The organism is Paracoccus sanguinis (assembly GCF_900106665.1).
Lineage (GTDB): Bacteria > Pseudomonadota > Alphaproteobacteria > Rhodobacterales > Rhodobacteraceae > Paracoccus > Paracoccus panacisoli.
This window is the reverse complement of sequence record NZ_FNNA01000002.1, coordinates 178,568-200,123: the sequence shown is the minus strand read 5'-3', so window position 1 is coordinate 200,123 and position 21,556 is coordinate 178,568. Positions and strand designations below refer to the sequence as shown.

At 69.8% G+C, this 21,556-nt stretch carries 20 protein-coding genes; 13 read left to right on the top strand and 7 right to left on the bottom strand.

All coding sequences use genetic code 11. The features are described from left to right. The first annotated feature begins 119 nt into the window (after positions 1–119). A complete protein-coding gene (locus tag BLW17_RS07450) occupies positions 120–1,070 on the top strand; it encodes an ABC transporter ATP-binding protein (protein ID WP_036731024.1) in 951 nt (316 codons plus the stop codon). On the opposite strand, the gene BLW17_RS07445 is transcribed toward BLW17_RS07450, so the two are convergent. From BLW17_RS07445 to BLW17_RS07435, 3 genes are read right to left on the bottom strand one after another with little or no spacing between them, the layout of a single operon-like run. Next, the gene (locus BLW17_RS07445; RefSeq protein ID WP_036731025.1) at positions 1,067–2,026 is read right to left on the bottom strand and encodes a magnesium transporter CorA family protein; all 960 of its coding nucleotides are present in this window, start codon (positions 2,024–2,026) and stop codon (positions 1,067–1,069) included. The two genes, BLW17_RS07450 and BLW17_RS07445, sit on opposite strands and share 4 nt — an antisense overlap. Positions 2,027–2,060: 34 nt before the next feature. After that, a complete protein-coding gene (locus BLW17_RS07440) occupies positions 2,061–2,435 on the bottom strand; it encodes an HIT domain-containing protein (protein WP_036731051.1) in 375 nt (124 codons plus the stop codon). Positions 2,436–2,484: 49 nt separating this feature from the next. Further along, positions 2,485–4,062, bottom strand: a complete 1,578-nt coding sequence (locus BLW17_RS07435) for a DUF5928 domain-containing protein (RefSeq protein ID WP_036731027.1) — start codon at positions 4,060–4,062, stop codon at positions 2,485–2,487. 154 nt (positions 4,063–4,216) lie between these two features. On the opposite strand from BLW17_RS07435, the gene BLW17_RS07430 reads away from it, so the two are divergent. Then, entirely contained in the window at positions 4,217–5,035 is an 819-nt protein-coding gene (locus tag BLW17_RS07430) for a sulfotransferase family protein (RefSeq protein WP_036699638.1), read from the top strand. Positions 5,036–5,170: 135 nt separating this feature from the next. On the opposite strand, the gene hemN is transcribed toward BLW17_RS07430, so the two are convergent. Continuing rightward, the gene (hemN, locus tag BLW17_RS07425) at positions 5,171–6,526 is read right to left on the bottom strand and encodes an oxygen-independent coproporphyrinogen III oxidase (RefSeq protein WP_036699640.1); all 1,356 of its coding nucleotides are present in this window, start codon (positions 6,524–6,526) and stop codon (positions 5,171–5,173) included. 54 nt (positions 6,527–6,580) lie between these two features. On the opposite strand from hemN, the gene fnrL reads away from it, so the two are divergent. Further along, positions 6,581–7,327, top strand: coding sequence for a transcriptional regulator FnrL (gene fnrL, locus BLW17_RS07420; RefSeq protein ID WP_052176150.1), 747 nt, complete (start codon positions 6,581–6,583; stop codon positions 7,325–7,327). A gap of 74 nt (positions 7,328–7,401) precedes the next feature. On the opposite strand, the gene BLW17_RS07415 is transcribed toward fnrL, so the two are convergent. Further along, positions 7,402–8,241: a universal stress protein gene (locus BLW17_RS07415; RefSeq protein WP_036699642.1), complete on the bottom strand. Its 840-nt coding sequence runs from the start codon at positions 8,239–8,241 to the stop codon at positions 7,402–7,404. Between the two features lie 178 nt (positions 8,242–8,419). Here BLW17_RS07415 and ccoN point away from each other — a divergent pair, with 178 nt between their 5' ends. The 8 genes from ccoN to ccoS all read left to right on the top strand — a co-directional run bounded on the left by ccoN (position 8,420) and on the right by ccoS (position 16,884). Continuing rightward, positions 8,420–10,036 (top strand): cytochrome-c oxidase, cbb3-type subunit I, encoded by a 1,617-nt coding sequence (ccoN, locus tag BLW17_RS07410; RefSeq protein WP_036731028.1) that lies wholly within the window; start codon positions 8,420–8,422, stop codon positions 10,034–10,036. 11 nt (positions 10,037–10,047) lie between these two features. Further along, positions 10,048–10,773 (top strand): cytochrome-c oxidase, cbb3-type subunit II, encoded by a 726-nt coding sequence (ccoO, locus tag BLW17_RS07405; RefSeq protein ID WP_036731029.1) that lies wholly within the window; start codon positions 10,048–10,050, stop codon positions 10,771–10,773. Between the two features lie 13 nt (positions 10,774–10,786). Continuing rightward, the gene (locus BLW17_RS07400; protein WP_036699651.1) at positions 10,787–10,984 is read left to right on the top strand and encodes a CcoQ/FixQ family Cbb3-type cytochrome c oxidase assembly chaperone; all 198 of its coding nucleotides are present in this window, start codon (positions 10,787–10,789) and stop codon (positions 10,982–10,984) included. Between the two features lie 254 nt (positions 10,985–11,238). Continuing rightward, the gene (ccoP, locus tag BLW17_RS07395) at positions 11,239–12,096 is read left to right on the top strand and encodes a cytochrome-c oxidase, cbb3-type subunit III (protein WP_036731054.1); all 858 of its coding nucleotides are present in this window, start codon (positions 11,239–11,241) and stop codon (positions 12,094–12,096) included. A 435-nt stretch (positions 12,097–12,531) separates the two neighbouring features. Further along, complete coding sequence (gene ccoG / locus BLW17_RS07390) at positions 12,532–13,992, top strand: cytochrome c oxidase accessory protein CcoG (protein ID WP_036731030.1); 1,461 nt, start codon at positions 12,532–12,534, stop codon at positions 13,990–13,992. Next, positions 13,992–14,543 (top strand): FixH family protein, encoded by a 552-nt coding sequence (locus BLW17_RS07385; protein WP_081969042.1) that lies wholly within the window; start codon positions 13,992–13,994, stop codon positions 14,541–14,543. The genes ccoG and BLW17_RS07385 overlap by 1 nt, the downstream gene beginning before the upstream one ends. After that, a complete protein-coding gene (locus BLW17_RS07380) occupies positions 14,543–16,726 on the top strand; it encodes a heavy metal translocating P-type ATPase (RefSeq protein WP_036731031.1) in 2,184 nt (727 codons plus the stop codon). The genes BLW17_RS07385 and BLW17_RS07380 overlap by 1 nt, the downstream gene beginning before the upstream one ends. Next, positions 16,726–16,884, top strand: a complete 159-nt coding sequence (ccoS, locus tag BLW17_RS07375) for a cbb3-type cytochrome oxidase assembly protein CcoS (RefSeq protein ID WP_036699659.1) — start codon at positions 16,726–16,728, stop codon at positions 16,882–16,884. The genes BLW17_RS07380 and ccoS overlap by 1 nt, the downstream gene beginning before the upstream one ends. A gap of 849 nt (positions 16,885–17,733) precedes the next feature. Here ccoS and BLW17_RS07370 read toward each other — a convergent pair. Continuing rightward, positions 17,734–19,437, bottom strand: a complete 1,704-nt coding sequence (locus BLW17_RS07370) for a D-alanyl-D-alanine carboxypeptidase family protein (RefSeq protein WP_331429074.1) — start codon at positions 19,435–19,437, stop codon at positions 17,734–17,736. A 215-nt stretch (positions 19,438–19,652) separates the two neighbouring features. Here BLW17_RS07370 and clpS point away from each other — a divergent pair, with 215 nt between their 5' ends. After that, the gene (clpS, locus tag BLW17_RS07365; protein ID WP_394318459.1) at positions 19,653–20,000 is read left to right on the top strand and encodes an ATP-dependent Clp protease adapter ClpS; all 348 of its coding nucleotides are present in this window, start codon (positions 19,653–19,655) and stop codon (positions 19,998–20,000) included. A gap of 1 nt (position 20,001) precedes the next feature. Beyond that, on the top strand, positions 20,002–21,018 hold the full coding sequence (locus BLW17_RS07360) for a class I SAM-dependent methyltransferase (RefSeq protein WP_052176143.1): 1,017 nt from the start codon (positions 20,002–20,004) through the stop codon (positions 21,016–21,018). Positions 21,019–21,021: 3 nt separating this feature from the next. On the opposite strand, the gene BLW17_RS07355 is transcribed toward BLW17_RS07360, so the two are convergent. Continuing rightward, the gene (locus BLW17_RS07355) at positions 21,022–21,444 is read right to left on the bottom strand and encodes a hypothetical protein (protein ID WP_036731032.1); all 423 of its coding nucleotides are present in this window, start codon (positions 21,442–21,444) and stop codon (positions 21,022–21,024) included. Positions 21,445–21,556 lie beyond the last annotated feature (112 nt).

Here is a 21,556-nt window from a genome sequence, read left to right as displayed (position 1 = left end):
TTGTGCTGGCGGTGAAACGCCGGTTTAACGGCCCGGCCATTCTAGCCGCCCCATCCCCGGCCGCAACCCGTCGCGGTTCGCGGGGCGGGGGTGTCGCCCAGCCACAGGCGGACCGCCCGATGCCCGATCCCGACCCCTCTGCCGCGCCTGCGATCCGCCTGACGGGCCTGCGCAAGACCTATGCCGCGGTCGGCCGCGTCCCCGCGAAAGAGGCGCTGAAGGGCGTCGACCTGACCATCCCGCGCGGCTCGATCTTCGGGCTTCTGGGGCCGAACGGGGCGGGGAAATCGACCCTCATCAACATCCTCGCCGGGCTGGTGAACAAGTCCGCGGGCCAGGTCGAGATCTGGGGCTTCGACCAGGACGTGAACCCGCGCCAGTCGCGCGCGGCCATCGGGGTGATGCCGCAGGAACTCAACATCGACCCGTTCTTCACCCCGCGCGCCAGCCTCGAGGTGCAGGCGGGGCTTTACGGCGTGCCGAAGGCCGACCGCTGGACCGACGAGATCCTCGCGCTGGTCGGGCTGACCGCGCAGGCTGAAAGCTACACCCGCCAGCTTTCAGGCGGGATGAAGCGGCGGCTGCTTCTGGCCAAGGCGCTGGTGCACCGCCCGCGCATTCTCGTCCTCGACGAGCCGACGGCGGGCGTGGACATCGCGCTGCGCGAGATGCTGTGGGAAAACGTCCGCCGCCTCAACGCGCAGGGGATGACGGTGATCCTGACCACGCATTACCTCGAAGAGGCGCAGGCGATGTGCGACGAGATCGCCATCATCGACCGCGGGCAGAAGATCATCCAGGACCGCACCGAGCGCCTGCTCGCCCGGGCCGAGACCAAGACGCTGGTGGTCGACCCCGGGCCGTGGGCCGGGGCCCTGCCGCCGCTGCCCGAGGGGGTCGCGGCCGAGCGCCGCGCCGACGGGCGGCTGGCGCTCAGCTACGCGCCTGAGCGGGTCCCGGCCGAGCAAATCGTCGATGCGCTGCGCGCGGGCGGGGTGCCGATGGCGGACCTCTCGACCGAGCAGCCGGACCTGCAGGACGTGTTCCTGTCGCTGACCGGCGGCCGCTAGAGCCAGCGCTTCCAGCGCGCGAGCAGATAGATCAGCAGCGCCGACAGCACCATCGCGGCCAGCGCCATCGGGTAGCCGTAGCGCCAGTGCAGTTCCGGCATCACGTCGAAGTTCATCCCGTAGATCGAGGCGATCATCGTCGGCGGCAGGAACAGCGCCGCGACCACCGACAGCACCCGCACGGTGTTGTTCTGCTGCAGGTTGATGAGGCCCAGCGTCGCGTCCACCGTCATCCCCAGCCGGGTGCCGAGGAAATCGGCGTGCACCTCGAGCGCCTGGACGTCGCGGTTGATCGACTTCGCCAGCGCCCGCAGCCGGTCGGCGTCCGGGTGGGCCTCGGTCCAGCTGGTGTAGAAGCTCAGCACGCGCTCGACCGACAGAAGCCCGAGCCGCACCCGCGCCATCAGCTCGGACTGGCCGCCGATCCTGAGCAGGGCGGCGCGCAGCTCGGCGTCGCGGGCGTTGGCGTTGCTGTCGAAGACCAGCGCCCCGGTCTGGTCGAGTACCCGGCCCACCCCCTCGAGGATGTCGGCGAGGCGGGCGACGATCTCCTCCATCAGGCCAAGGAAGATGCGGTCGGGGCTGCCGACGCCCGAGGCGGAGCGCTCGGCCCGGGTCGGAAAGGTGGTGAAGGGCCGCGGCGCGTGGTGGCGGACGGTCACCAGCCGCTCGGGCGACAGGATGAAGGTCACCGGCATCGCCACCGGCTTGCCGTCCGGCAACTCGCCCGGCAGCACCGCGGTCATGTAGATCGCGTCCCCCTCGCGGTAGAGGCGGTTCGAGATCTCGATCTCCTCCATGTCCTCGAGGGTGGGCACGTCGATGCCGAGCGCCTTGACCTGCCGCACCTGCGCGTCGAGCGGGCGGTAGAGGTCGACCCAGCGGGCGCGGGCGATCTGCTCGCCCGGGGGCAGGGGCGCGAGGCCACCCAGATGCGGTGCGAAGGCGTGAAGCATGGGGCGACCTGCCGGGGACCGTGACGCTCAGCGCTCAGTCGCGCGACACCATCCGGCCCATCGGGCGGCCGCCGAGCAGGTGCAGGTGGAAATGCGGCACCTCCTGCACGCCATGCGCGCCGGCGTTGGTGATGGCGCGGAAGCCGTCGCCGCCGTCCGCGAGGCTCAGCCCCTCGGCCCGCGCCACCTCGGCCACCAGCCGGTTGAAGCCGACGATCTCGTCGTCCGAGGCGTTGGCGGCGAAGTCGTCGTAGCTGACGTAGCGGCCGCGCGGGATCACGAGGACATGCACCGGCGCCTGCGGGCGGATGTCGCGGAAGGCGAGCGCGTGGGCGTTCTCGGCCACGGTGTCGTTCGGGATCTCGCCGCGCAGCATGCGGGCGAAGATGTTGCTGTCGTCATAGGTCATCGGGCGGTCCTTCTCGGGCGTCGTGTCGGGTGCCTCTCCGGGCATCGTCTCAGTCATCGAACAGATGATCCGTGCGGGCCAGCGTCAAGGCAATCTCGGGCTCGACGCCGAGGAACCGCGCGAGGGCCGCGGCATTGCGGTCCGGGTCATGGCGGGCCGCGATCACCTCGAACCCCTCGAGGTCGAGGTCGCGCAGCCGCTCGGTCTCGTGCGCGAGATCGCTGCGCACCGCCCCGATCAGGCGCCCGACGAACCCCGGCGGGCTGTTCGGTCCGGCGAGCCCCACGCGCGCGATGTGGCCGCGCACATAGTCGTCGTCAAAGTCCGAATCGATCAGCAGGACGCGGGTGTCGGCCTTGTCCTCGACGAAATCCTGGATCAGCCCCAGCGCCGAGGGGTCGAGGCAGATCGCCAGCTTCTTCGCCTCGAACTGGTCGAAGAGCATCCGCACCAGCGCCCGGCGGTGGCGCTGGCGCTTGTCCACGGTCGTCTCGATCCCGCCCATGTCGGGCAGGGCGGCGTCGGTCTCGTTGAAGAGATAGTTGACAGCGGGAATGTCGGTGTGGGTGCGGATGGCATCGGTCAGCCGCTTGGCGACGTGCCATTTCTTGCACACGATCAGCAGCAGCGTGCGGCCGCGCCCGAGGCTGCCCTCGGCCTCCCAGAAGCGCTGGCCCATGCGACGGCCCACCCGGCCGCGCTGGGTCAGGAAGCGGTAGAGGCCGGCCGCCTCGTTCGAGATCGGGAAGTCGAGGTCCGGCGCCTGCCACAGCGCGCCCAGCCGCTCGCGCAGGTCGATGGCCTCGGGGCTGATCTTGCGGACGAAGAGGAAATCCTGCCCGAGCAGCAGGTCGTAATGGTCGTTGTAGAAGGTCACCGGCATCCCGTAGTCGGTGAACATCAGGAAGGTGAGCGTCCGCGACCGGATCTCGCGCCGGGCGACCACGTGCGGCACCACGGTCTGGAAGAACGTCTCGTCCGGGATCCAGGTCGTGGCGAAGAACCGCATCACGTCGCGGCGTTCGTCGCAGAAGGCGAGCACCTTCTCGATCGTCTGCCGCCTGAGGCACCACCATTGCGAGCCGATCATCACCTGCAGGTCGGCGGGCACCGGCCGGGTCAGGCCAAGCCGGCGCTGCAGCTCGTAGCTGCCGTAGAACAGCCGCGCCTGCGTGCGCTCGTTGAAGAAATGCCGATAGATCAGCCGCTCTTCCTTGAAGCCGGTCTTGATCCAGTCGCTGGCGAAGAAGTCGAAACTCTCGATGTAGTCGAGGTCGTGGGCGTCGAGGTAGTCGTGGGCATAGGCCGCCGACTTGACCGGCATGCAGTCGCCCGAGAGCATGTAGAAATGCGTGGCGGCGGGGAACGCCGCGACCGCGGCGCGCACCGCCTCGAGCGTGGCTGCGACCAGCGACCACTCGCCCCAGCCGCATTTCAGCCGCCGTGCCGCGAAGGTCACGCCGGGGTTGTCGGCCAGCGCCGTGCGGATCAGGTCGAAATCCGCGGCGCTGGCGCGGGCGTCGAAATGGATCGAGACATAGTCGCCCGAGCCGGTCAGCCGCCGGGCCTGCGCAATGACCCCCTTGGGGTCCTTGTGGCAGAGCAGGATAAAGGCGATGCGGGCCATGGAACTCGACTCAAACCGACGCCGCGCCGCCCTTTCGGACCCGGCGCGGCGGCTCGGACAGGAAATTGCCAACGGGCGCGTTGCTTTGCGTCCATAACGATTTTATGGGCTTGGGCAACCCGGCCGAAAGCCGCGGCGGAAAGGAACATGCGTCATGGGTTTCCCCGGAACGTGGATGACCGAAAGCGAGAGCATCGCCTATCGCGTGGTGCCGAAATGCGCCTGCTCGACCATCGGGCAGATCATGTTCTACTCGGACCACGGCCGCTACTTCGACGGTGACATCCACGATTCCACCACCGGCCTGCACAAGTGGAACCAGGAGCACAGCCACGAGCCGATCGAGCGCGCGGTCACGGCGCGCAAGCCGGTCAGCTTCACCTGTGTCCGCAACCCCTATGCGCGGGTGCTGTCGTCGTTCTTCGACAAGATCGCCGGCATCCAGCGCAACGGCAAGCGCTACCGCGGCAACCTGATCCCGCAGCTCATGCAGCGCTACGGCGTCGACGTGGGCTCGCCCGAGAACGACTTCGCCTTCGACCAGATCGCCAGCTTCCGCCGCTTCCTGCTCTTCGCCCGCGACACCATCCGCTGGCGCCGCCCGATGGAGCCGGACATCCACTGGTCGGCCATGTCCGGCCATATCGCCACCTTCATCGTGAACGGCGGGCGTTACGACCAGATCTTCTTCACCGAGAAGTTCAACGAGGGGATGCAGCGGGTGCTCGACGCCGCCGAGACGCCGGTGAAGCTCGACGTGACCACGGTGCCGCGCTTCAACGAGAGCGAGGGGCACGGGCCGAAGCGGCTGCACAAGGTCAGCGACTACTTCGACGACCTGTCGCGGCACCTCGTGTGGGAGATCTACAAGAAGGACTTCCAGCTCTTCCGCTACGACTTCGACGACCCCGACAACAAGCTGCCGAAGGGCGAGGTCGATCTGGACGAAGTGCACGCCAAGCTCGGCCGCTGAGCGGGCACCTCCGGCGGAGGTATCTGGACCAGAACGAAGCCAGAGGGCGCGCGTCGACCGGCCCACCCCACCTCGGGCTGGACCCAAATATCCCGGGGTCCGGGGCAGCGCCCCGGTCCGGCACCGCCAATCCGCTCAGATCGCCGGGCTGTGGCCCTTGGCCTCCATCTCGTAGCCGTCGAGCATCCGCGCAATCATCCGGGTCAGCGGCCGCCCCTCGAAGGGGATCGAGAGCCCGGCCGCATTCACCGTCACCATCTCGCCGAACTGCGCCTTGATCGGGGCGAACAGCGCCGCGAGGCGGGGGGCCGTGAAGCCGTGGTCGCGGATGAACTCGTCGGCGCGGATCTCGAAGTCGCACATCAGCGCCTCGATCATCCGGGCCCGCCAGATGTCCTCGGGGGTGAACGCATGGCCGCGGGTGGTCGAGAACCGCCCCTCGCGGATCGCCTTGACGTGGGCGCCGGTCGCGGGCGCGTTCTGCGCGTAACCCTGCGGGAAGCGCGAGATGGATGAGGCGCCCATCCCCACCAGCGCCGTCGCCTGGTCGTCGGTGTAGCCCTGGAAGTTGCGCCTGAGCAGCCCCGCCCGCTGCGCCACCGCCAGCCCGTCGCCGGGGCGGGCGAAGTGGTCGATCCCGATCTCGTCATAGCCGTCCGCGACCAACAGCCGCCGGGCGACCTCGAACAGCGCCAGCCGCGCCTGCGGGTCGGGCAGGGCCGCGTCCGGGATCATCACCTGGCGCTTGGCCATCCACGGCACGTGGGCATAGCCGTAAAGCGCGATCCGGTCGGGCGACAGCGCCATCAGCTTCTGGATCGAATCCGCGATCCGCTGCGGGGTCTGGTGGGGCAGGCCATAGAGGATATCGGCGTTCAGGCTCTCGATCCCGCGGGCGCGGATCATGCGGACCGCCTCGGCGGTCACCTCGAAGCTCTGGTCGCGGCCGATGGTGGCCTGGATCGCCGGATCGAAGTCCTGAATGCCGATCGAGGCGCGCGTCAGCCCCGCCTCGGCCAGCGCGTCCATGCGCGCCTCGTCGATCTCGTTGGGGTCGATCTCGACCGAGAACTCGGCCCCGGGGGCGAGCGGGAAGGCGTCGAACACCGCGCCCGCCACGCGCCGCATCATGTCCGGCGGCATCAGCGTGGGCGTGCCCCCGCCCCAGTGCAGCCGCGACAGCGTAACGCCGGGCGCGAGATGCGCCTTGAGCAGCGCAAGCTCCTGAATCAGCACGTCGGCATAGGCGCGCACCGGGGCGTCCGACTGCGTGCCCTGCGTCCGGCAGGCGCAGAACCAGCACAGCCGGCGGCAGAACGGGACGTGCATGTAAAGCGAGATCGCCGCGCCGGGCGGGATGGCCTCGACCCAGCGGGTGAAGTCCCCGGCCCCGATCGTGGGCTTGAAGTGTGGCGCGGTGGGATAGGACGTGTAGCGCGGCACGCGCGCGTCAAACAGTCCCAGCCGGGTGAGTTGCGATTCCTGTTCCATGCGCCTAGTCAGATACAAGCATCACACAGGCCAGTATTGACACAGGTCAAGTCCATATCACCCGCGGGCTGCCACCCGCTGCAGATTCCCTGCGAGGATTGCCCGATCCGCTATCGGGCGGTCTGCGCGACCTGCGAGCCGTCGGAACTGACCGCGCTCGAGGGCAGCAAGTACTATCGCCGCTATGAGGCGGGGCAGGTGATCGGGCTGGCCGGCGAGCGGATGGACTTCGTGGCCTCGGTCGTCTCTGGCGTGGCAGGCCTGAGCCAGACTATGGAGGACGGGCGCACCCAGATGGTGGGCCTGCTGCTGCCGTCGGACTTCCTCGGCCGGCCCGGCCGCGACCGCTCGCCCTATGACGTCACGGCACTCTCCGAACTGCTGCTCTGCTGCTTCCGGCGCCGCCCGTTCGAGGGGCTGCTGCACTCGAGCCCGCGGGTGGCGGCGCGGCTGCTCGACATGACGCTCGACGAACTCGACGCGGCGCGGGACTGGCTGCTCCTGCTGGGGCGCAAGTCGGCGCGCGAGAAGATCGCCTCGTTCCTCACCATCCTCGCCCGGCGCGAGGCGGTGCTGCGTCAGAGCCTGCCCACCGGCGGCACGGTGGTCGACCTGCCGCTGGGGCGCGAGGCGATGGCCGACTATCTCGGGCTGACGCTCGAGACGGTGAGCCGGCAGATCTCGGCCCTGCGGCGCGAGGGGGTCATCGCGCTCGAGGGCAGCCGCCGGGTGGTGATCCCCGACTTCCATCGCCTCGCGGCCGAAAGCGGCGACGATTCGGACGGCGGACTGCCCTGCTGACCCCACCCGCGTGAGCGCGGAGGGCAGGGGGGCGAGCCGGTTCCCCGGCCCGCCTGTAACCGCCGACTGACCCCTCAGCGTGCCATCAGGATCGGCAGCGGCGCCCGCTCGAGCATGTGCCGGGTGGCCCCGCCGAGGATCGCCTCGCGCAGCCGCGAGTGGCTGTAGGCACCCATCACCACGAGGTCGGCGCCGGTTTCGGCGGCGCGGCGGTTCAGCACCTCGCTGACCGTGGGCAGCGTCTTGGCCAGCACCGCGATGTCGGCCTTGACCCCGTGCCGGGTCAGCTTCTGGCACAGCGCGCCGCCCGGGTCCGAGCCCTCGGGCGAGTGCGGCGAGGGGTCCACGACCGCGATCTCGACCGCTTCCGCCGCGCGCAGGATCGGCATGGCGCGGCGCACCGCGACCAGCGCCTCGTCGGACTGGTTCCAGGCGATCAGCACCCGCCGGCCCAGCCCCGCCACGTCGGTGAACCCGTGCGGCAGTACCAGCACCGGGCAGCTTCCCTCGAAGAGCGCCGCCTCGAGCACCGCCTCGGCGTCCGGCGCCGCGCCCTCGCCGTAGGGCTGGCTCAGCACCACGAGGTCCGAGAACCGCGCCCGCTGCGCGATCAGCGCCGAGACGCCGCCCATCTGCGCCACGGCGCTTTCGGTCGACCAGCGGATGTCCTCGGGGGCGAGCTGCGCCTTGACCTCGGTCTCGAGCGCCTCGGCCGAGGCCATGGCCCGGTCGATCGCCTCCTGGAACACATAGGCCGAGGCGCCGGCGTAATAGTAGCCGGTCTGGGTGTGATCGACGCCCAGGCAGAACACGTCGAGATGGGCGTCCTCGCGCCGCGCCAGCGCGATCGCGGCCTCGAGTTGCGCGGTCTGCCCCTGCCGGGTGACGACGGTGAGAATGGTCTTGTAGCCCATGCCTGTGCTCCTGAGGTCATCCACAGCGACCATACGCCGCGGAACGCCCGCGATTTGTTGACCCAGATCAATGTTTGGTCAACCTATGGCCCATAGACACGGTGCCACGGCGGGAAAGACCGATCGCGAAGTTGCGCGATTCGGTCAAAACCGCACAGGGACAAGGGACAAGACGACAATGTGGGATGTCATCAAGCTGATCGTGCTTGGCGTCATCGCGGTGTTCGCCGCGATAGGCGCCAACTACGCGCATGATCTGGCCTATATGGTGAACGCGCTGACGGTGATGCTGGCTGCAGGCCTCACCTTCCTGTGGCAGCTGCGCAGCATGGACGATCCGCGCCGCGCGGCCAGCCGCGTGGGGATCGAATCCGAGTATATGGATGGCGTGATCCGGGCCGGCGTGATCGCCACCGCCTTCTGGGGGGTCATCGGCTTCCTGGTCGGCGTGGTGATCGCCGCCCAGCTGGCGTGGCCGTCGCTGAACCTTTCGGATCTGGCCCACGGCTACCTGAACTTCGGCAAGCTGCGCCCGCTGCACACCAGCGCGGTGATCTTCGCCTTCGGGGGCAACGCGCTGATCTGCACGTCGTTCTACGTCGTCCAGCGGTCCTGCGCGACGCGGCTGTGGGGCGGGAACGCGGCCTGGTTCGTGTTCTGGGGCTACCAGCTGATGATCGTGCTCGCCGCGACCGGCTATATCCTCGGCGCCACCCAGTCCAAGGAATACGCCGAGCCCGAGTGGTACGTGGACTGGTGGCTGACCACCGTCTGGGTCGTGTACCTCGCGGTCTATCTCGGCACGATCATGAAGCGGCGCGAGCCGCACATCTACGTCGCCAACTGGTTCTACCTGTCCTTCATCGTGACCATCGCGATGCTGCACGTGGTCAACAACCTGTCGCTGCCGGTCTCGGTCTTCGGGTCGAAGTCGGTGCAGCTCTTCTCGGGCGTGCAGGACGCGATGACGCAGTGGTGGTACGGCCACAACGCGGTGGGCTTCTTCCTGACCGCGGGCTTCCTCGGGATGATGTACTACTTCATCCCGAAGCAGGCCGAGCGTCCGGTCTACAGCTACAAGCTGTCGATCATCCACTTCTGGGCCCTGATCTTCATGTACATCTGGGCCGGTCCGCACCACCTGCACTACACCGCGCTGCCGCAGTGGGCCTCGACCCTCGGGATGGTGTTCTCGGTCATGCTGTGGATGCCCTCGTGGGGCGGCATGATCAACGGCCTGATGACCCTCTCGGGCGCCTGGGACAAGCTGCGTACCGACCCCATCATCCGCATGATGGTCGTGGCCGTGGGCTTCTACGGGATGGCGACCTTCGAAGGGCCGATGATGTCGATCAAGGCCGTGAACTCGCTGTCGCACTACACGGACTGGACCATCGGTCACGTCCACTCGGGTGCGCTGGGCTGGAACGGGATGATCACCTTCGGGGCGCTCTACTACCTGACCCCGCGGCTCTGGGGGCGTGAGCGGCTCTATTCCAACACGCTGGTCTCGTGGCACTTCTGGCTCGCGACCATCGGCCTGGTGCTCTACGCGTCCTCGATGTGGGTCTCGGGCATCATGGAGGGCCTGATGTGGCGCGAGGTCGACAGCCAGGGCTTCCTGGTCAACGCCTTCGCCGACACCGTGGTCGCCAAGTACCCGATGCTGGTGGTGCGGACGCTGGGCGGGGGGTTCTTCCTCAGCGGTGCGATCATCATGTGCTACAACCTGTGGGCCACCGTGGCCCGCCAGCCCCGCGTCGCGGACACCCGCGTCGCCGTGCCGGCCGAATGAGGATCTGACCGATGGCAATCCTTGACCACCACAAGATCCTCGAGAAGAACGCGACGCTGCTTCTGGTGTTCTCGTTCCTGATCGTCACCATCGGCGGGATCGTCCAGCTCACGCCGCTGTTCTACCTCGAGAACACCATCGAGAAGGTCGAGGGGGTGCGTCCCTACACCCCGCTCGAGCTGACCGGGCGCGACATCTACGTCCGCGAGGGCTGCTACGTCTGCCACAGCCAGATGATCCGCCCGATGCGCGACGAGGTCGAGCGCTACGGCCACTACAGCCTCGCGGCCGAGTCGATGTACGACCACCCCTTCCAGTGGGGCTCCAAGCGGACCGGGCCGGACCTGGCCCGGGTGGGCGGGCGCTATTCGGACGAATGGCACATCGACCACCTGACGCACCCGCAGGCGGTGGTGCCGGAATCGATCATGCCGTCCTACGGGTTCCTGCGGCAGCGGCTGATCGAGCCGACCCACATCGACGCCCGGATCACCGCCGACCGCCGCGTGGGCGTGCCCTACAGCGACGAGATGCTGGCCGAGGCGCGCGCCGACTGGCTGGCGCAGGCGGACCCGAACGCGGACGCCTCGGCGCTGCAGGCGCGCTACCCCGGCGCCCAGCAGCGGAACTTCGACCGCCAGGCGGGGGTGTCCGAGATGGACGCGCTGATCGCCTATCTGCAGGTGCTGGGCACGATGGTCGACTTCTCGACCTTCCAGCCCGAGCGGCATCGCTGACGGGGCGCACGGGATGGAGCGCTATTCCTTCCTGCGCCACCTCGCCGACAGCTGGGTCCTGCTGGTCCTGACCCTGATCTTCCTGGGGGTGATCCTGTTCGCCTTCAGGCCCGGGTCGCGCAAGGTCCAGCAGGACGCCGCCGAGAGCATCTTTCGAAACGAGACGAGACCCGCGACGGACCCCGAACCGGGCAGCAAGGAGGTCAAGTGATGGCCGATCCGACTGACGACACCCCCAAGCCGACCCCGCGCGACGAGCAGGTGGCCCGCAACGTCGGCGCCGATGCGTCCGACGCGCACGAGAGCCCGGCCAACCCCGACAACCGCATCTCGGTGGACCGCCGTGCGGCCGACGCCGAGAACGCCCAGCAGATCCTCGAGAACGCGCCCGAGACGATCGTCGGCGCCAAGCCCGGGGCGCGGCCGCAGGCCCGCAACACCCAGCGCCGCCGCGTCGGCAAGAACGTGGTCGAGGTCCAGTCCACCGGCCACAGCTGGGACGGGATCGAGGAATACGACAACCCGCTGCCGCGCTGGTGGCTCTGGACCTTCTATGCCACGATCATCTGGGCGGTGGGCTATGTGCTGGCCTATCCGGCGATCCCGCTGATCAATGGGTCCACCCAGGGCTTCATTGGCACCACCCCGCGCGACGAGGTGGCGGTGGACATCCAGCGCTTCGCCGACGCCAACGCGCCGATCCAGCAGAAGCTGGCGTCGGTCGATCTGGCCGAGATCCGCAACGACCCCGAGCTGGTGAACTACACCAACAACGCCGGCCGTGCGGTCTTCAGCACCTGGTGCGTCCAGTGCCACCAGGCGGGCGGCGCCGGGGCGAACGGCTATCCCTCGCTGGTGGACGACGACTGGCTGTGGGGCGGCACGATCGACGACATCCACACGACGATCCTGCACGGCATCCGCAGCCCGGACGACCCGGACACCCGCTACTCGGAGATGCCGCGCTTCGGTGTGGACGGGCTGCTCGACGCGACCCAGATCGACGACGTGACGAACTATGTCATGTCGATGAGCGGCCTGCCGCATGACGCCGCCAAGGCGACCGCGGGCCAGCCGGTTTTCGCCGAGAACTGTGTCGCCTGCCACGGCGAGGACGGTACCGGCGACCGGGCCCAGGGCGCGCCGAACCTCACCAACGCGGTGTGGCTCTACAACAAGGGCGGCGCCCCGGACGAGGCCACCATCCGCCGGATCATCCACGACGGCCCGTTCGGCGTGATGCCGGCCTGGTCCAAGCGCCTGAGCGAGGCGGACATCCGGGCGGTTGCCGCCTATGTCCACGGCCTCGGCGGCGGCGAGTGATCCTTTGGGGGACCGGCCCCGCCGGTCCCCCCTTCGCTTCCGGCGGCGTGCAGCCGCCGTTCTTTTTTTTACGAGGTCGCCTTCGCCGCATTGAGACGGCTACATCACTCGGGGGTCGTCCTTCGGCGTTTTCACCCAGTGCCCTGATGTCACGGCGCCGTGGCCAGGCGCGCGTGACGCTGGCGCTCGCGCCATCACCCACCCCGGAAACGCCGCGTTAACGCTTTCCCCACCACCGCCCGCATGGCAGACTTGCGGCGACCCGCGCCACCCCCGCGCGGCCGCGCAAGAAGACCGGGCCTCCCATGTGCGACAAACCGTCCCTCTCAGACGCATCGCGGATGGCTTATATGAACGCCGGGCCTGCTCTGGCCCGTTCGCTGGCGGGTCCGTCCTCGCCACCCAGGATCGGCCCACGCCGGGCAGGAGAAGTCCATGTCGAGTGTCGAAAATGAACCCCCGCGGCTCTACGCCGCGCGCGAGCCGATCTTTCCGCGCCGCGTCTCGGGGACGTTCCGCAACCTGAAATGGGTGCTGATGGCACTCACCCTCGGCATCTACTACATCACGCCCTGGATCAGGTGGGACCGCGGCCCGGGCCTGCCCGATCAGGCGGTGCTCGTGGACCTCGCCAACCGCCGCTTCTTCTTCTTCTGGATCGAGATCTGGCCGCACGAGTTCTACTTCGTCGCGGGCCTCTTGATCATGGCCGGGCTCGGGCTGTTTCTCTTCACCTCGGCGCTGGGCCGGGTCTGGTGCGGCTACGCCTGCCCGCAGACCGTGTGGACCGACCTCTTCATCCTCGTCGAGCGCTGGGTCGAGGGCGACCGCAACGCCCGCATCCGCCTTTACAACCAGCCGTGGGACGCAAGGAAGGCGCGGCTCAGGGTGACGAAGTGGACGCTCTGGCTGCTGATCGGCCTGCTGACCGGCGGGGCGTGGGTGTTCTACTTCGCCGACGCGCCGACGCTGCTGCGCGACCTTGTGACCGGCCATGCGCACCCGGTCGCCTACACCACCATCGCCATCATGACCGCCACCACCTTCTTCTTCGGCGGCTTCGCGCGCGAGCAGATCTGCATCTACGCCTGCCCCTGGCCGCGCATCCAGGGCGCGATGATGGACGAGGACACGCTGACCGTCGCCTACCGCGAGTGGCGGGGCGAGCCGCGCGGCAAGATCCGCAAGGACGAGCGCACCAAGTCCGACGTGCCGCCCGGCGAAAAGGGCGACTGCATCGACTGCTATGCCTGCGTGAACGTCTGTCCGATGGGCATCGACATCCGCGACGGCCAGCAGCTCGAGTGCATCACCTGCGCGCTCTGCATCGACGCCTGCGACGACATCATGGCCAAGATCGGCAAGCCGCGCGGCCTGATCGACTATATGGCGCTCAAGGACGAAAGCGCCGAGAAGACCGGGCACGAGGGCGCCTCGCTCTGGCGCCACGTGCTGCGGCCGCGGACGCTGCTCTATTTCACGCTCTGGGGGGCGATCGGGGTGGGCCTGATCGTGGCGCTGTTCATGCGCTCGCCCTATGACCTCAACGTCTCGCCGGTGCGCAGCCCGCTGTTCGTCACCATGTCGGACGGCTCGATCCGCAACACCTACGAGATGCGGCTGCGCAACAAGCAGGGCGAGGTCAAGACCTTCGCCATCGGGGCGGGCGACGCCAACGGCGCGCCGATCCCGGGGCTGGCGGTGACGCTCGAGGGCGAGCCGGGGACCGTGACGGTCAACCAGGACGCCACCTTCGAGCAGCGCGTCTACCTGACCGCCGAGCCCGCCTCGGCGTTGGCGACGGGCGGACAGACGCCGGTGACCATGTGGATCGAGGACACCACCTCGCACCGCCGGGCCACCGTGGGCACCGTCTTCCACGGGACCGACCGCTGATGGGTGCCGTGCTCTCCACCGTCGGCCCCTACGGCCTCATCCTCGGGGTCGCGGCGATCTTCGGGCTGCCGTTCCTGCTGTTCTCGCTCAGCCGGAACTTCACCGGCCGGCACATGCTCGGCTTTGCCGTGGGCATGTTCGGGGTCATCATCGGCATCAACATCTGGCTCGCCACGCAGGCGGTCCAGACCTTCCCGGGGCTCGAGACGACGAACTCCTATGTCGCCTCGCAGCGCTTCGACCGCGAGCGGGCGGCGCAGGACAAGCTCGGCTGGACGGTGACGCCGGACTATGACGGGCACGAGCTGACGCTGGCCATCCGCGACCGCGACGGCCACCCGGCGCGGGTGCGGACGCTCAGCGCCACGGTGGGCCGCCCCACCCATGTCCGCGACGACCAGACCCCGGTCTTCACCTACGCCGGCGGCGTGTTCCGGGCGCCGCTGACGCTGGCGCCGGGGCTGTGGAACATCCATATCACCGCGGAAGCCGGGGACGGGACCGTATTCCGGCAGCGGATCGACCATTATGCCGGCGCCGAGGTGAAGTGATGACGGATGCCGCCGCTCAAGGGTACGAGGCGCGGCTGAGCGCCTGCCCCGCCTGTGACGTGGCGCCGCTCGCGGGCCGGATCGGGCGTCCCGACCCGGTGCGCGGCGACATCATGCTGTCGGTCCCCGCCGTCCATTGCGCGACCTGCATCACCGATGTCGAGCGGGTGCTGACGGCCCAGCCCGGCGTCCACGCCGCGCGCGTGAACCTGTCGCTGCGCCGCGTGGTGGTGGATGCCGAAGCGGGGGTGGCGGCCGCCGACCTGATCCCGGCGCTCGACCGGATCGGCTATGAGGCCTTCGAGCTCGATCCCGCCGCCCTGACCGCGACCGCCGCCGACCGGCAGGGGCGCGACATCCTGATGCGGATCGGGGTGTCGGGCTTTGCCATGATGAACATTATGATCCTGTCCGTCGCCGTCTGGTCCGGGGCCGACGACGCGACGCGGGACATGTTCCACTTCATTTCCGGCGCCATCGCGCTGCCGACCGTGGCCTTTGCCGGGCAGCCGTTCTTCTCGAGCGCCTGGCGGGCGCTACGGGCCGGGCGGCTGGGGATGGACGTGCCGATCTCGCTGGCGCTGATCCTCGCCAGCGCGATTTCGGTCTTCGAGACGCTGCATTCGGGGCATCACGCCTATTTCGACGCGGCGGTGATGCTGTGCTTCTTCCTGCTCGTCGGGCGCTATCTCGACTATCGCACCCGGGCCGTCGCACGCTCGGCCGCCGAAGAGCTGACCGCGCTCGAGGTGCCGCGCGCGCTGCGGCTCGAGGATGGCGCGCCGGTCGAGGTGCGGGTGGCCGACCTCGTTCCGGGCGACCTGATCCTCGTGCGACCCGGGGCGCGGGTGGCGGCCGACGGGGTGGTGACTGAGGGCGCGTCCGAGATCGACCGCTCGCTGCTGACCGGCGAGTCGGCCCCCGTGGCCGCGCGGCCCGGGGCCGAGCTCTCGGCGGGCGAGGTCAACCTGACCGGCCCCCTGACTCTGCGCGTCACGGCGGCGGGGCGCGACAGCTCGCTGGCGCGGCTGACCGCGCTGGTCGCGGCGGCGGAGTCGGCGCGGGGGCGCTATACCTCGGTCGCCGACCGGGCGAGCCGCGCCTATGCGCCGGTCGTCCACCTCATGGCGCTGTCGAGCTTCCTCGGCTGGCTCTGGATCACCCGCGACGCGCGGGTGGCGCTGAACGTGGCGGCCGCGGTGCTGATCATCACCTGCCCCTGCGCGCTGGGTCTCGCGGTGCCGGCCGTGGTCACGGCGGCCTCGGGGCGGCTGTTCCGGCGCGGGCTGCTGATCAAGGACGGCACCGCGCTCGAGCGGCTGGCCGAGGTCGATACGGTTGTCTTCGATAAGACCGGCACCCTCACGATGGGCACGCCGCGGGTGGTGGCGGCGGCGCTGCCGCCCGAGGCGCAGGCGGTCGCGGCGGCGCTCGCGGGCGGTTCGGCGCACCCGCTGTCGCGGGCGCTGGCCGGGGCGCTCGAGGTCGCGCCGGCGCGGCTGGACGGGTTGCGCGAACGGCCCGGCTACGGCGTCGAGGCGCGCTGGAGCGGCGAAACGGTGCGGCTGGGCCGCGCCGACTGGGCCGGGACCGGCGAGGACGCCCAGGGCGCGGCAAGCTGGCTGCGGATCGGCGAGCGGGTGTGGCGGATCGACTTCGCCGATAGCCTGCGACCGGGCGCCGCGGCCACCATCGCGTCGCTGCGCAAGCAGGGGCTGCGGGTCATGATGCTTTCGGGCGATGCTGCTGGGGCGGCGGGCGCCATCGCGGAGGAGCTCGGGATCGACGACTGGCGCGCCGGGATGACGCCGCAGGACAAGGCGGCGGCGGTCGCGGCGCTCGCGGCCGAGGGACACAAGGTGCTGATGGTCGGCGACGGGCTGAACGACACCGCCGCGCTGGCCGGGGCGCATGCCTCGATCTCGCCGGCTAGCGCGCTCGATGCCGCGCGGGTGGCCTCGGACATGGTGCTGATGGGCAGCGCGCTGGGGCCTGTGGCCGAGGCGGTGCACGTCGCCCGCTCGGCGGCGTTGCGCATCCGCGAGAACTTCGCGCTGTCGATCCTCTACAACATCGTCGCGGTGCCGGTGGCGGTGGCCGGGCTGGCGACGCCGCTGCTCGCGGCGCTGGCGATGTCGCTGAGCTCGATCAGCGTGACGCTGAATGCCTTGAGGGTGCGCTGATGGACGTGCTGATCTTCCTCATCCCCGCTTCGCTGGGCCTCGGCGCGCTCGGCCTCGCGGCGTTCCTGTGGTCCTTGCGGAACCGCCAGTATGAGGACCCCAAGGGTGATGCCGCGCGCATCCTCAGCAGCGAGTGGGACGACAAGCCGAAGCCGTGAGGGCAGGGGGCGGAGCGGGATGGCGGTCCAGTTTGGGTGCGCCCTCCACCCGCTCGCCGTGCATCAGGCAGGTCGGCGAAGCCGCTGACGGCCATCCTTGCTTCGATAGACACGGGTTAGGCGACCGGGGGTGTGCGGAGCAAGGGACGGGCAAAAGGTTGATGGTCTGGCGCCGTTTGGTTCATCCTGGCCCGTAATAAGCGCCCTAGCATTTTAGGGCTGGGGTTGCGCGATGGCGTACCGAGACCTCTGCGGCTTTGCCTTTCTCTGACCGCGTCATCCGCGCACCCCTGCCCTTGATGGAAAAGGTAACGTTCTGACGGACGCGGTGCTTCACGAGAACCCGTACGCTTTCCTGCCGGATCGTCGCGCGGCCCGATGGTCGGAACTCGCTGGTCAGGCGGTGAACCGATCCGAGCGCGGCCTGCGCTTTTCTGCCGGGTTGCCACCGGAGCGATACAATAACTGGCAAGCGCGGTTCAGCGCGGCGCTCCCGTAGCGCCGCGCTCTCTCGGCTTGGCCAGCACTATGAAGCAGGTTCCTTCGGCACGAACGTCATGTCCCGTCCGCCTCGACTAGGCGACATCTACCGGGTCTAACACCTCACGGCTCACCCCCAGCCGCGACGGGCCCCGCGACGTCGCCGCTCCTCTGCGCGTGATCCACTGGTCGTCCTGCCCAACCGATGCCATCTCCGGGACTCAGCAAGCCTAAGTTCAGGTCACGCTCCGGCGCCCCGCGCCCTCTAAAGACGGGGCCGTCCCAACCCAGCCTCCCCGCTCCTCACCCCAAAAACAAAAGGCCCGGACAACGCGTCCGGGCCTCACGCTCGTCACTCTGGCGGGGCGCTCAATTCCCCAGCACCCGGCACCGCTGCGAGCGGGCCGCGAGCTTGTCGCAGGCCAGACGGGCGCTGTCACGCGAGAGGCCGGTGAAGGTCGCCTCCCACCCTTTCGGAGTATTGCCGACGCGCCGCGTGGCGCTGTCGAGCACCGCGCTCTCCTGCAGGGCAAGCCGCAGCAGAAGCTGCTCGGCCTCGGCCTTGGTCTTGAAGCGCCCGACGTTGATCGCGAACTTGCCGCGACCGGTCGAGGGGCGCGAGACGATCTCGGTCGCCTCGGGCTCGGAGCGGTCACCCTCTTCTTCCTCCATCGCGGCGAGGATCACCGTGTCGGACTTGCGCACCGGCTTGGCCGACCGGGCGAGCTTCGTGTCCGCTGCAGGCGCCGGCGCTGCCTCCGCTGCGAAGGTTGAGCCGGGGGTGCGGGGCGCCTTGGCCTTGGCTGCCTTGCCGGTCGCCGCAGGGGCGGGGTCGGCCGAGGCGTCGGCGCCCTTCCGCGGCGCGCGGGTGGGTCGGTCGGCCGAGACGCTGGCGACGCGGGGCGCGGCGGCCTCGGCCGCGGGCTTGGGGTCGGCGGGGGCAGGGGCCTCGGCCACCTTCACCGCCGCCGGGGCTTCGTCGGGACGGCGCGAGGGGCGCGCGCCCGCCACGCGGCCCGCAGCAACGGCGCCCGCCACCGCTTCGGCCTGCGCGTCGGCGGACGGCGCCGCGGCGACCCGCGCGGTGGCCTTGGGCTGCGCGGGCACCGCGACCGGGACCGCCGCCAGCGCCACTGTCGAGCCGCGCACCGGGCGGGCGGTCGCCACCGGCGCCTGCGCCTCGGGGGCGGCGCGCGCAACCTTCACCACGCGCTTCTTGTCGGCGAGATAGGCCGGCGCCTCGGGCCGGATCTCGCGCACCTGCGCCGGCGCCCGGCCGAAGCCCGCATCCAGCAGCTGCGCCATCACCGCATTGCGCTGCGCCGTGGACTGCCCGCCCAGCACCGTGGCGATGATCCGCTTGGACCCGCGCTGCGCCGAGGCCGTCAGGTTGAAGCCCGCCGCCCGCGTGTAGCCGGTCTTGATCCCGTCCGCGCCCGCATAGCTGTCGAGGAACCGCTTGTTCGTGCTGGCGACCGTTGCGACGCCCGCATCGGCCGTGCGGCGCGAGAAGATCGAGTAATACTGCGGGAAATCATAGAACAGCCGCCGCCCGAGGATGCTGAGGTCGCGGGCGCTCGAGTAATGCCCCTCTTGCGTCAGCCCGTTGGCGTTGCGGAAGTTCGAGTTCCGCATCCCCAGCGCGCGCGCCATCTGGGTCATCTGGGCGCCGAACTGCGCCTCGGACCCGGCCAGCCCCTCGCCGATCACCGTCGCCGCGTCGTTGGCGGATTTGACCGCCGCGGCGCGGATCAGGTAGCGCAGCTCGATCTGCTGGCCCGGGCGCAGGCCCAGCCGTGACGGCGGCTGGCTTGCGGCGTGGGTCGAGACGGTGAAGCGCGAATCGAGCCGCACCTGACCCCGCTCGATGGCGGTGAAGGCCATGTAGAGCGTCATCATCTTGGTCAGCGAGGCCGGGTGCAGCCGCGCATCCGCATTCTGGGAATAGATTTCCTTGCCCGTTCGCCCGTCCATGACGAAGGCTGCAAAGGGTGCGGCGGACAGCGCCCCCGGCATCATCGCGCCGATCAGCACCAGCCACCCCGCAACGAGGGTCTTGTAAAGTCTGTTCACTGCCCCGGTCTCTCTGCTCGCGGACGCGTTCTTCTTGCACGCCCTTTGTTAATGATCCGACAATAGCACGGGGTCTCGGATGCGGAAACCGCGTATTTGTCCGATTTTTGCCGCGAGAACCCGACCGGCGGCCACCCGCCGGCGGCTGTGGACTTTTCATGCCCGCGCCGATCCCTATATTGCCCCCGGACCCCATCCCTGCAGGACGACGTGCCGTGCGAAGCTTCGCGACCCCCATCACCCTTGGCAAGCCGCCGACCCGGACCGATGGGGACGAGGATCTGGCGGTCAAGACGCGGCCCAAGACGCAGCGGCCGCCGATGTACAAGGTCCTGCTGCTGAACGACGATTTCACCCCGATGGAGTTCGTGGTCCACATCCTCGAGCGGCTCTTCGGCATGACCCACGCCCAGGCGATCGAGATCATGCTGACCGTCCACCGCAAAGGGATCGCGGTCGTCGGCGTCTTCTCGCACGAGGTGGCCGAGACCAAGGTCGCGCAGGTGATGGAGCTGGCGCGCCGCCAGCAGCACCCGCTGCAATGCACGATGGAAAAGGAATAGCGTGGCAGGCTCGCGGATCGACCTGATCGACCCGCCCGCGGGACGGCTGCTCGTCGTCGGCGGGCGGCCGGGCGACGTGGCGGGGCTCGACCCCGCGCGGGTGACCATCGCGCAGGGGTTCCGCCCCGATCACGACGCGTTGGCCGCGGCCGGCTTTACGGTGGCGCCGGACATCATCGGCCCGGCCGAGGCGGCCGTGGTGGTGATGCCGCGGGCGCGGGCCGAGGCGCGGGCGCGGGTTGCGGCAGCGGCCGCGGTGCTGCCGGCAGGCGCGCCGCTCTGGATCGACGGGCAGAAGACCGACGGGATCGACGCGATGCTGCGCGACCTCAGGGCGCTGGTCCCGGTCGAGGACGTGCAGTCCCGCGCGCATGGCAAGATCTTTCGCCTGACCGTCCCCGAGGGCGACTGGCTGCCGGCCGACTGGGCCGCGCGCGAGACGGTGGTGGACGGGTTCGTGACGCGGCCGGGCGTGTTCTCGGCCGATGGCCCCGACCCGGCCTCGGTCCTGCTTGCCGCGCATCTGCCCGAGCGGATGCCCTCGCGCGTCGTCGATCTCGGCGCCGGCTGGGGCTGGCTTGCGGCGCAGGTGCTGGCCCGCCCGGGGGTGCAGGTGGTGCATCTGGTCGAGGCCGACCACACGGCGCTCGACTGCGCGCGGCGGAACGTCAGTGATCCGCGGGCGCAGTTCCACTGGGCCGACGCCACCCGCTTCCGCCTGCCCGAGCCGGTGAACGGGGTGGTGATGAACCCGCCGTTCCACGCCGGGCGGGCCTCCGACCCGCAACTCGGGGCGCAGTTCATCCGCGCCGCGGCCGGGCTGCTGACCGGCGCGGGGCGCCTGTGGATGGTCGCCAACCGGCACCTGCCGTATGAGCCGGTGCTGGCCGAGAGCTTCGCCGAGGTGGCCGAGATCGGCGGCGATTCCCGCTTCAAACTGCTGAGCGCGACCGGCGCCGGGCAGCGGCGGTCGGCGGGCGGTCGCCCCGCCGCGGGACGCGCCAAGGGCCGGCGCTGAGGCTCAGCGCGGCTCGGGGAAGGCCTCGCGGCAGGCGCGGACCGCGGCCTCGGCATGGCTGCGCAGCGCGGCCTGCCTCTGGCGCAGGTTCTCGGCCTTGCGGCGTTCGGCCGCGGGGTCGATGGCCACGCGGAAGCGCTCGGTGTCCGAGACGTCGCGCAGGCAGGGGCGGGAGCGCCACTGCGGGTTGCCGTCGCGGTCGCGCACCACCACCGGGCAGTCGCGCCACTCGGTCCGGGTGATCTCGCGTTCCTGCCAGGCGTAGCCGCGGGCGAGGTTGCCCTCGACCTCGGCCAGCAGGTTCGAGACGACGCGATACTCGCGCGTGTTGCGGGCGACGCATTGCTCCTGCGGGGTGCCGCAGGCCGAGAGCATCAGCGATCCGGCCAGCACGGCCGTCAGGGACAGGGTCAGGTTGCGGGTCATCGGGCGCGCCTCTAAGCAGATGGGCAAGAGTAGCCCCAGCCCGCACCGGGCGGCAAATCACGAAAGGACCGGCGATGGACAGGGCATCCGAAAGGGTTGGCGGGCTGGCGTC

Excerpts from the sequence above, each read along its gene's own strand:
- BLW17_RS07355 (WP_036731032.1), bottom strand. The coding sequence starts at position 21,444 with ATGACCCGCAACCTGACCCTGTCCCTGACGGCCGTGCTGGCCGGATCG.
- BLW17_RS07385 (WP_081969042.1), top strand. The coding sequence starts at position 13,992 with ATGGGTGCCGTGCTCTCCACCGTCGGCCCCTACGGCCTCATCCTCGGG.
- hemN (WP_036699640.1), bottom strand. The coding sequence starts at position 6,526 with ATGGAACAGGAATCGCAACTCACCCGGCTGGGACTGTTTGACGCGCGC.
- BLW17_RS07430 (WP_036699638.1), top strand. The coding sequence starts at position 4,217 with ATGGGTTTCCCCGGAACGTGGATGACCGAAAGCGAGAGCATCGCCTAT.
- ccoS (WP_036699659.1), top strand. The coding sequence starts at position 16,726 with ATGGACGTGCTGATCTTCCTCATCCCCGCTTCGCTGGGCCTCGGCGCG.
- BLW17_RS07400 (WP_036699651.1), top strand. The coding sequence starts at position 10,787 with ATGGAGCGCTATTCCTTCCTGCGCCACCTCGCCGACAGCTGGGTCCTG.
- BLW17_RS07380 (WP_036731031.1), top strand. The coding sequence starts at position 14,543 with ATGACGGATGCCGCCGCTCAAGGGTACGAGGCGCGGCTGAGCGCCTGC.
- BLW17_RS07445 (WP_036731025.1), bottom strand. The coding sequence starts at position 2,026 with ATGCTTCACGCCTTCGCACCGCATCTGGGTGGCCTCGCGCCCCTGCCC.
- ccoN (WP_036731028.1), top strand. The coding sequence starts at position 8,420 with ATGTGGGATGTCATCAAGCTGATCGTGCTTGGCGTCATCGCGGTGTTC.
- BLW17_RS07435 (WP_036731027.1), bottom strand. The coding sequence starts at position 4,062 with ATGGCCCGCATCGCCTTTATCCTGCTCTGCCACAAGGACCCCAAGGGG.
- ccoO (WP_036731029.1), top strand. The coding sequence starts at position 10,048 with ATGGCAATCCTTGACCACCACAAGATCCTCGAGAAGAACGCGACGCTG.
- BLW17_RS07450 (WP_036731024.1), top strand. The coding sequence starts at position 120 with ATGCCCGATCCCGACCCCTCTGCCGCGCCTGCGATCCGCCTGACGGGC.
- BLW17_RS07415 (WP_036699642.1), bottom strand. The coding sequence starts at position 8,241 with ATGGGCTACAAGACCATTCTCACCGTCGTCACCCGGCAGGGGCAGACC.
- BLW17_RS07440 (WP_036731051.1), bottom strand. The coding sequence starts at position 2,435 with ATGACCTATGACGACAGCAACATCTTCGCCCGCATGCTGCGCGGCGAG.
- ccoG (WP_036731030.1), top strand. The coding sequence starts at position 12,532 with ATGTCGAGTGTCGAAAATGAACCCCCGCGGCTCTACGCCGCGCGCGAG.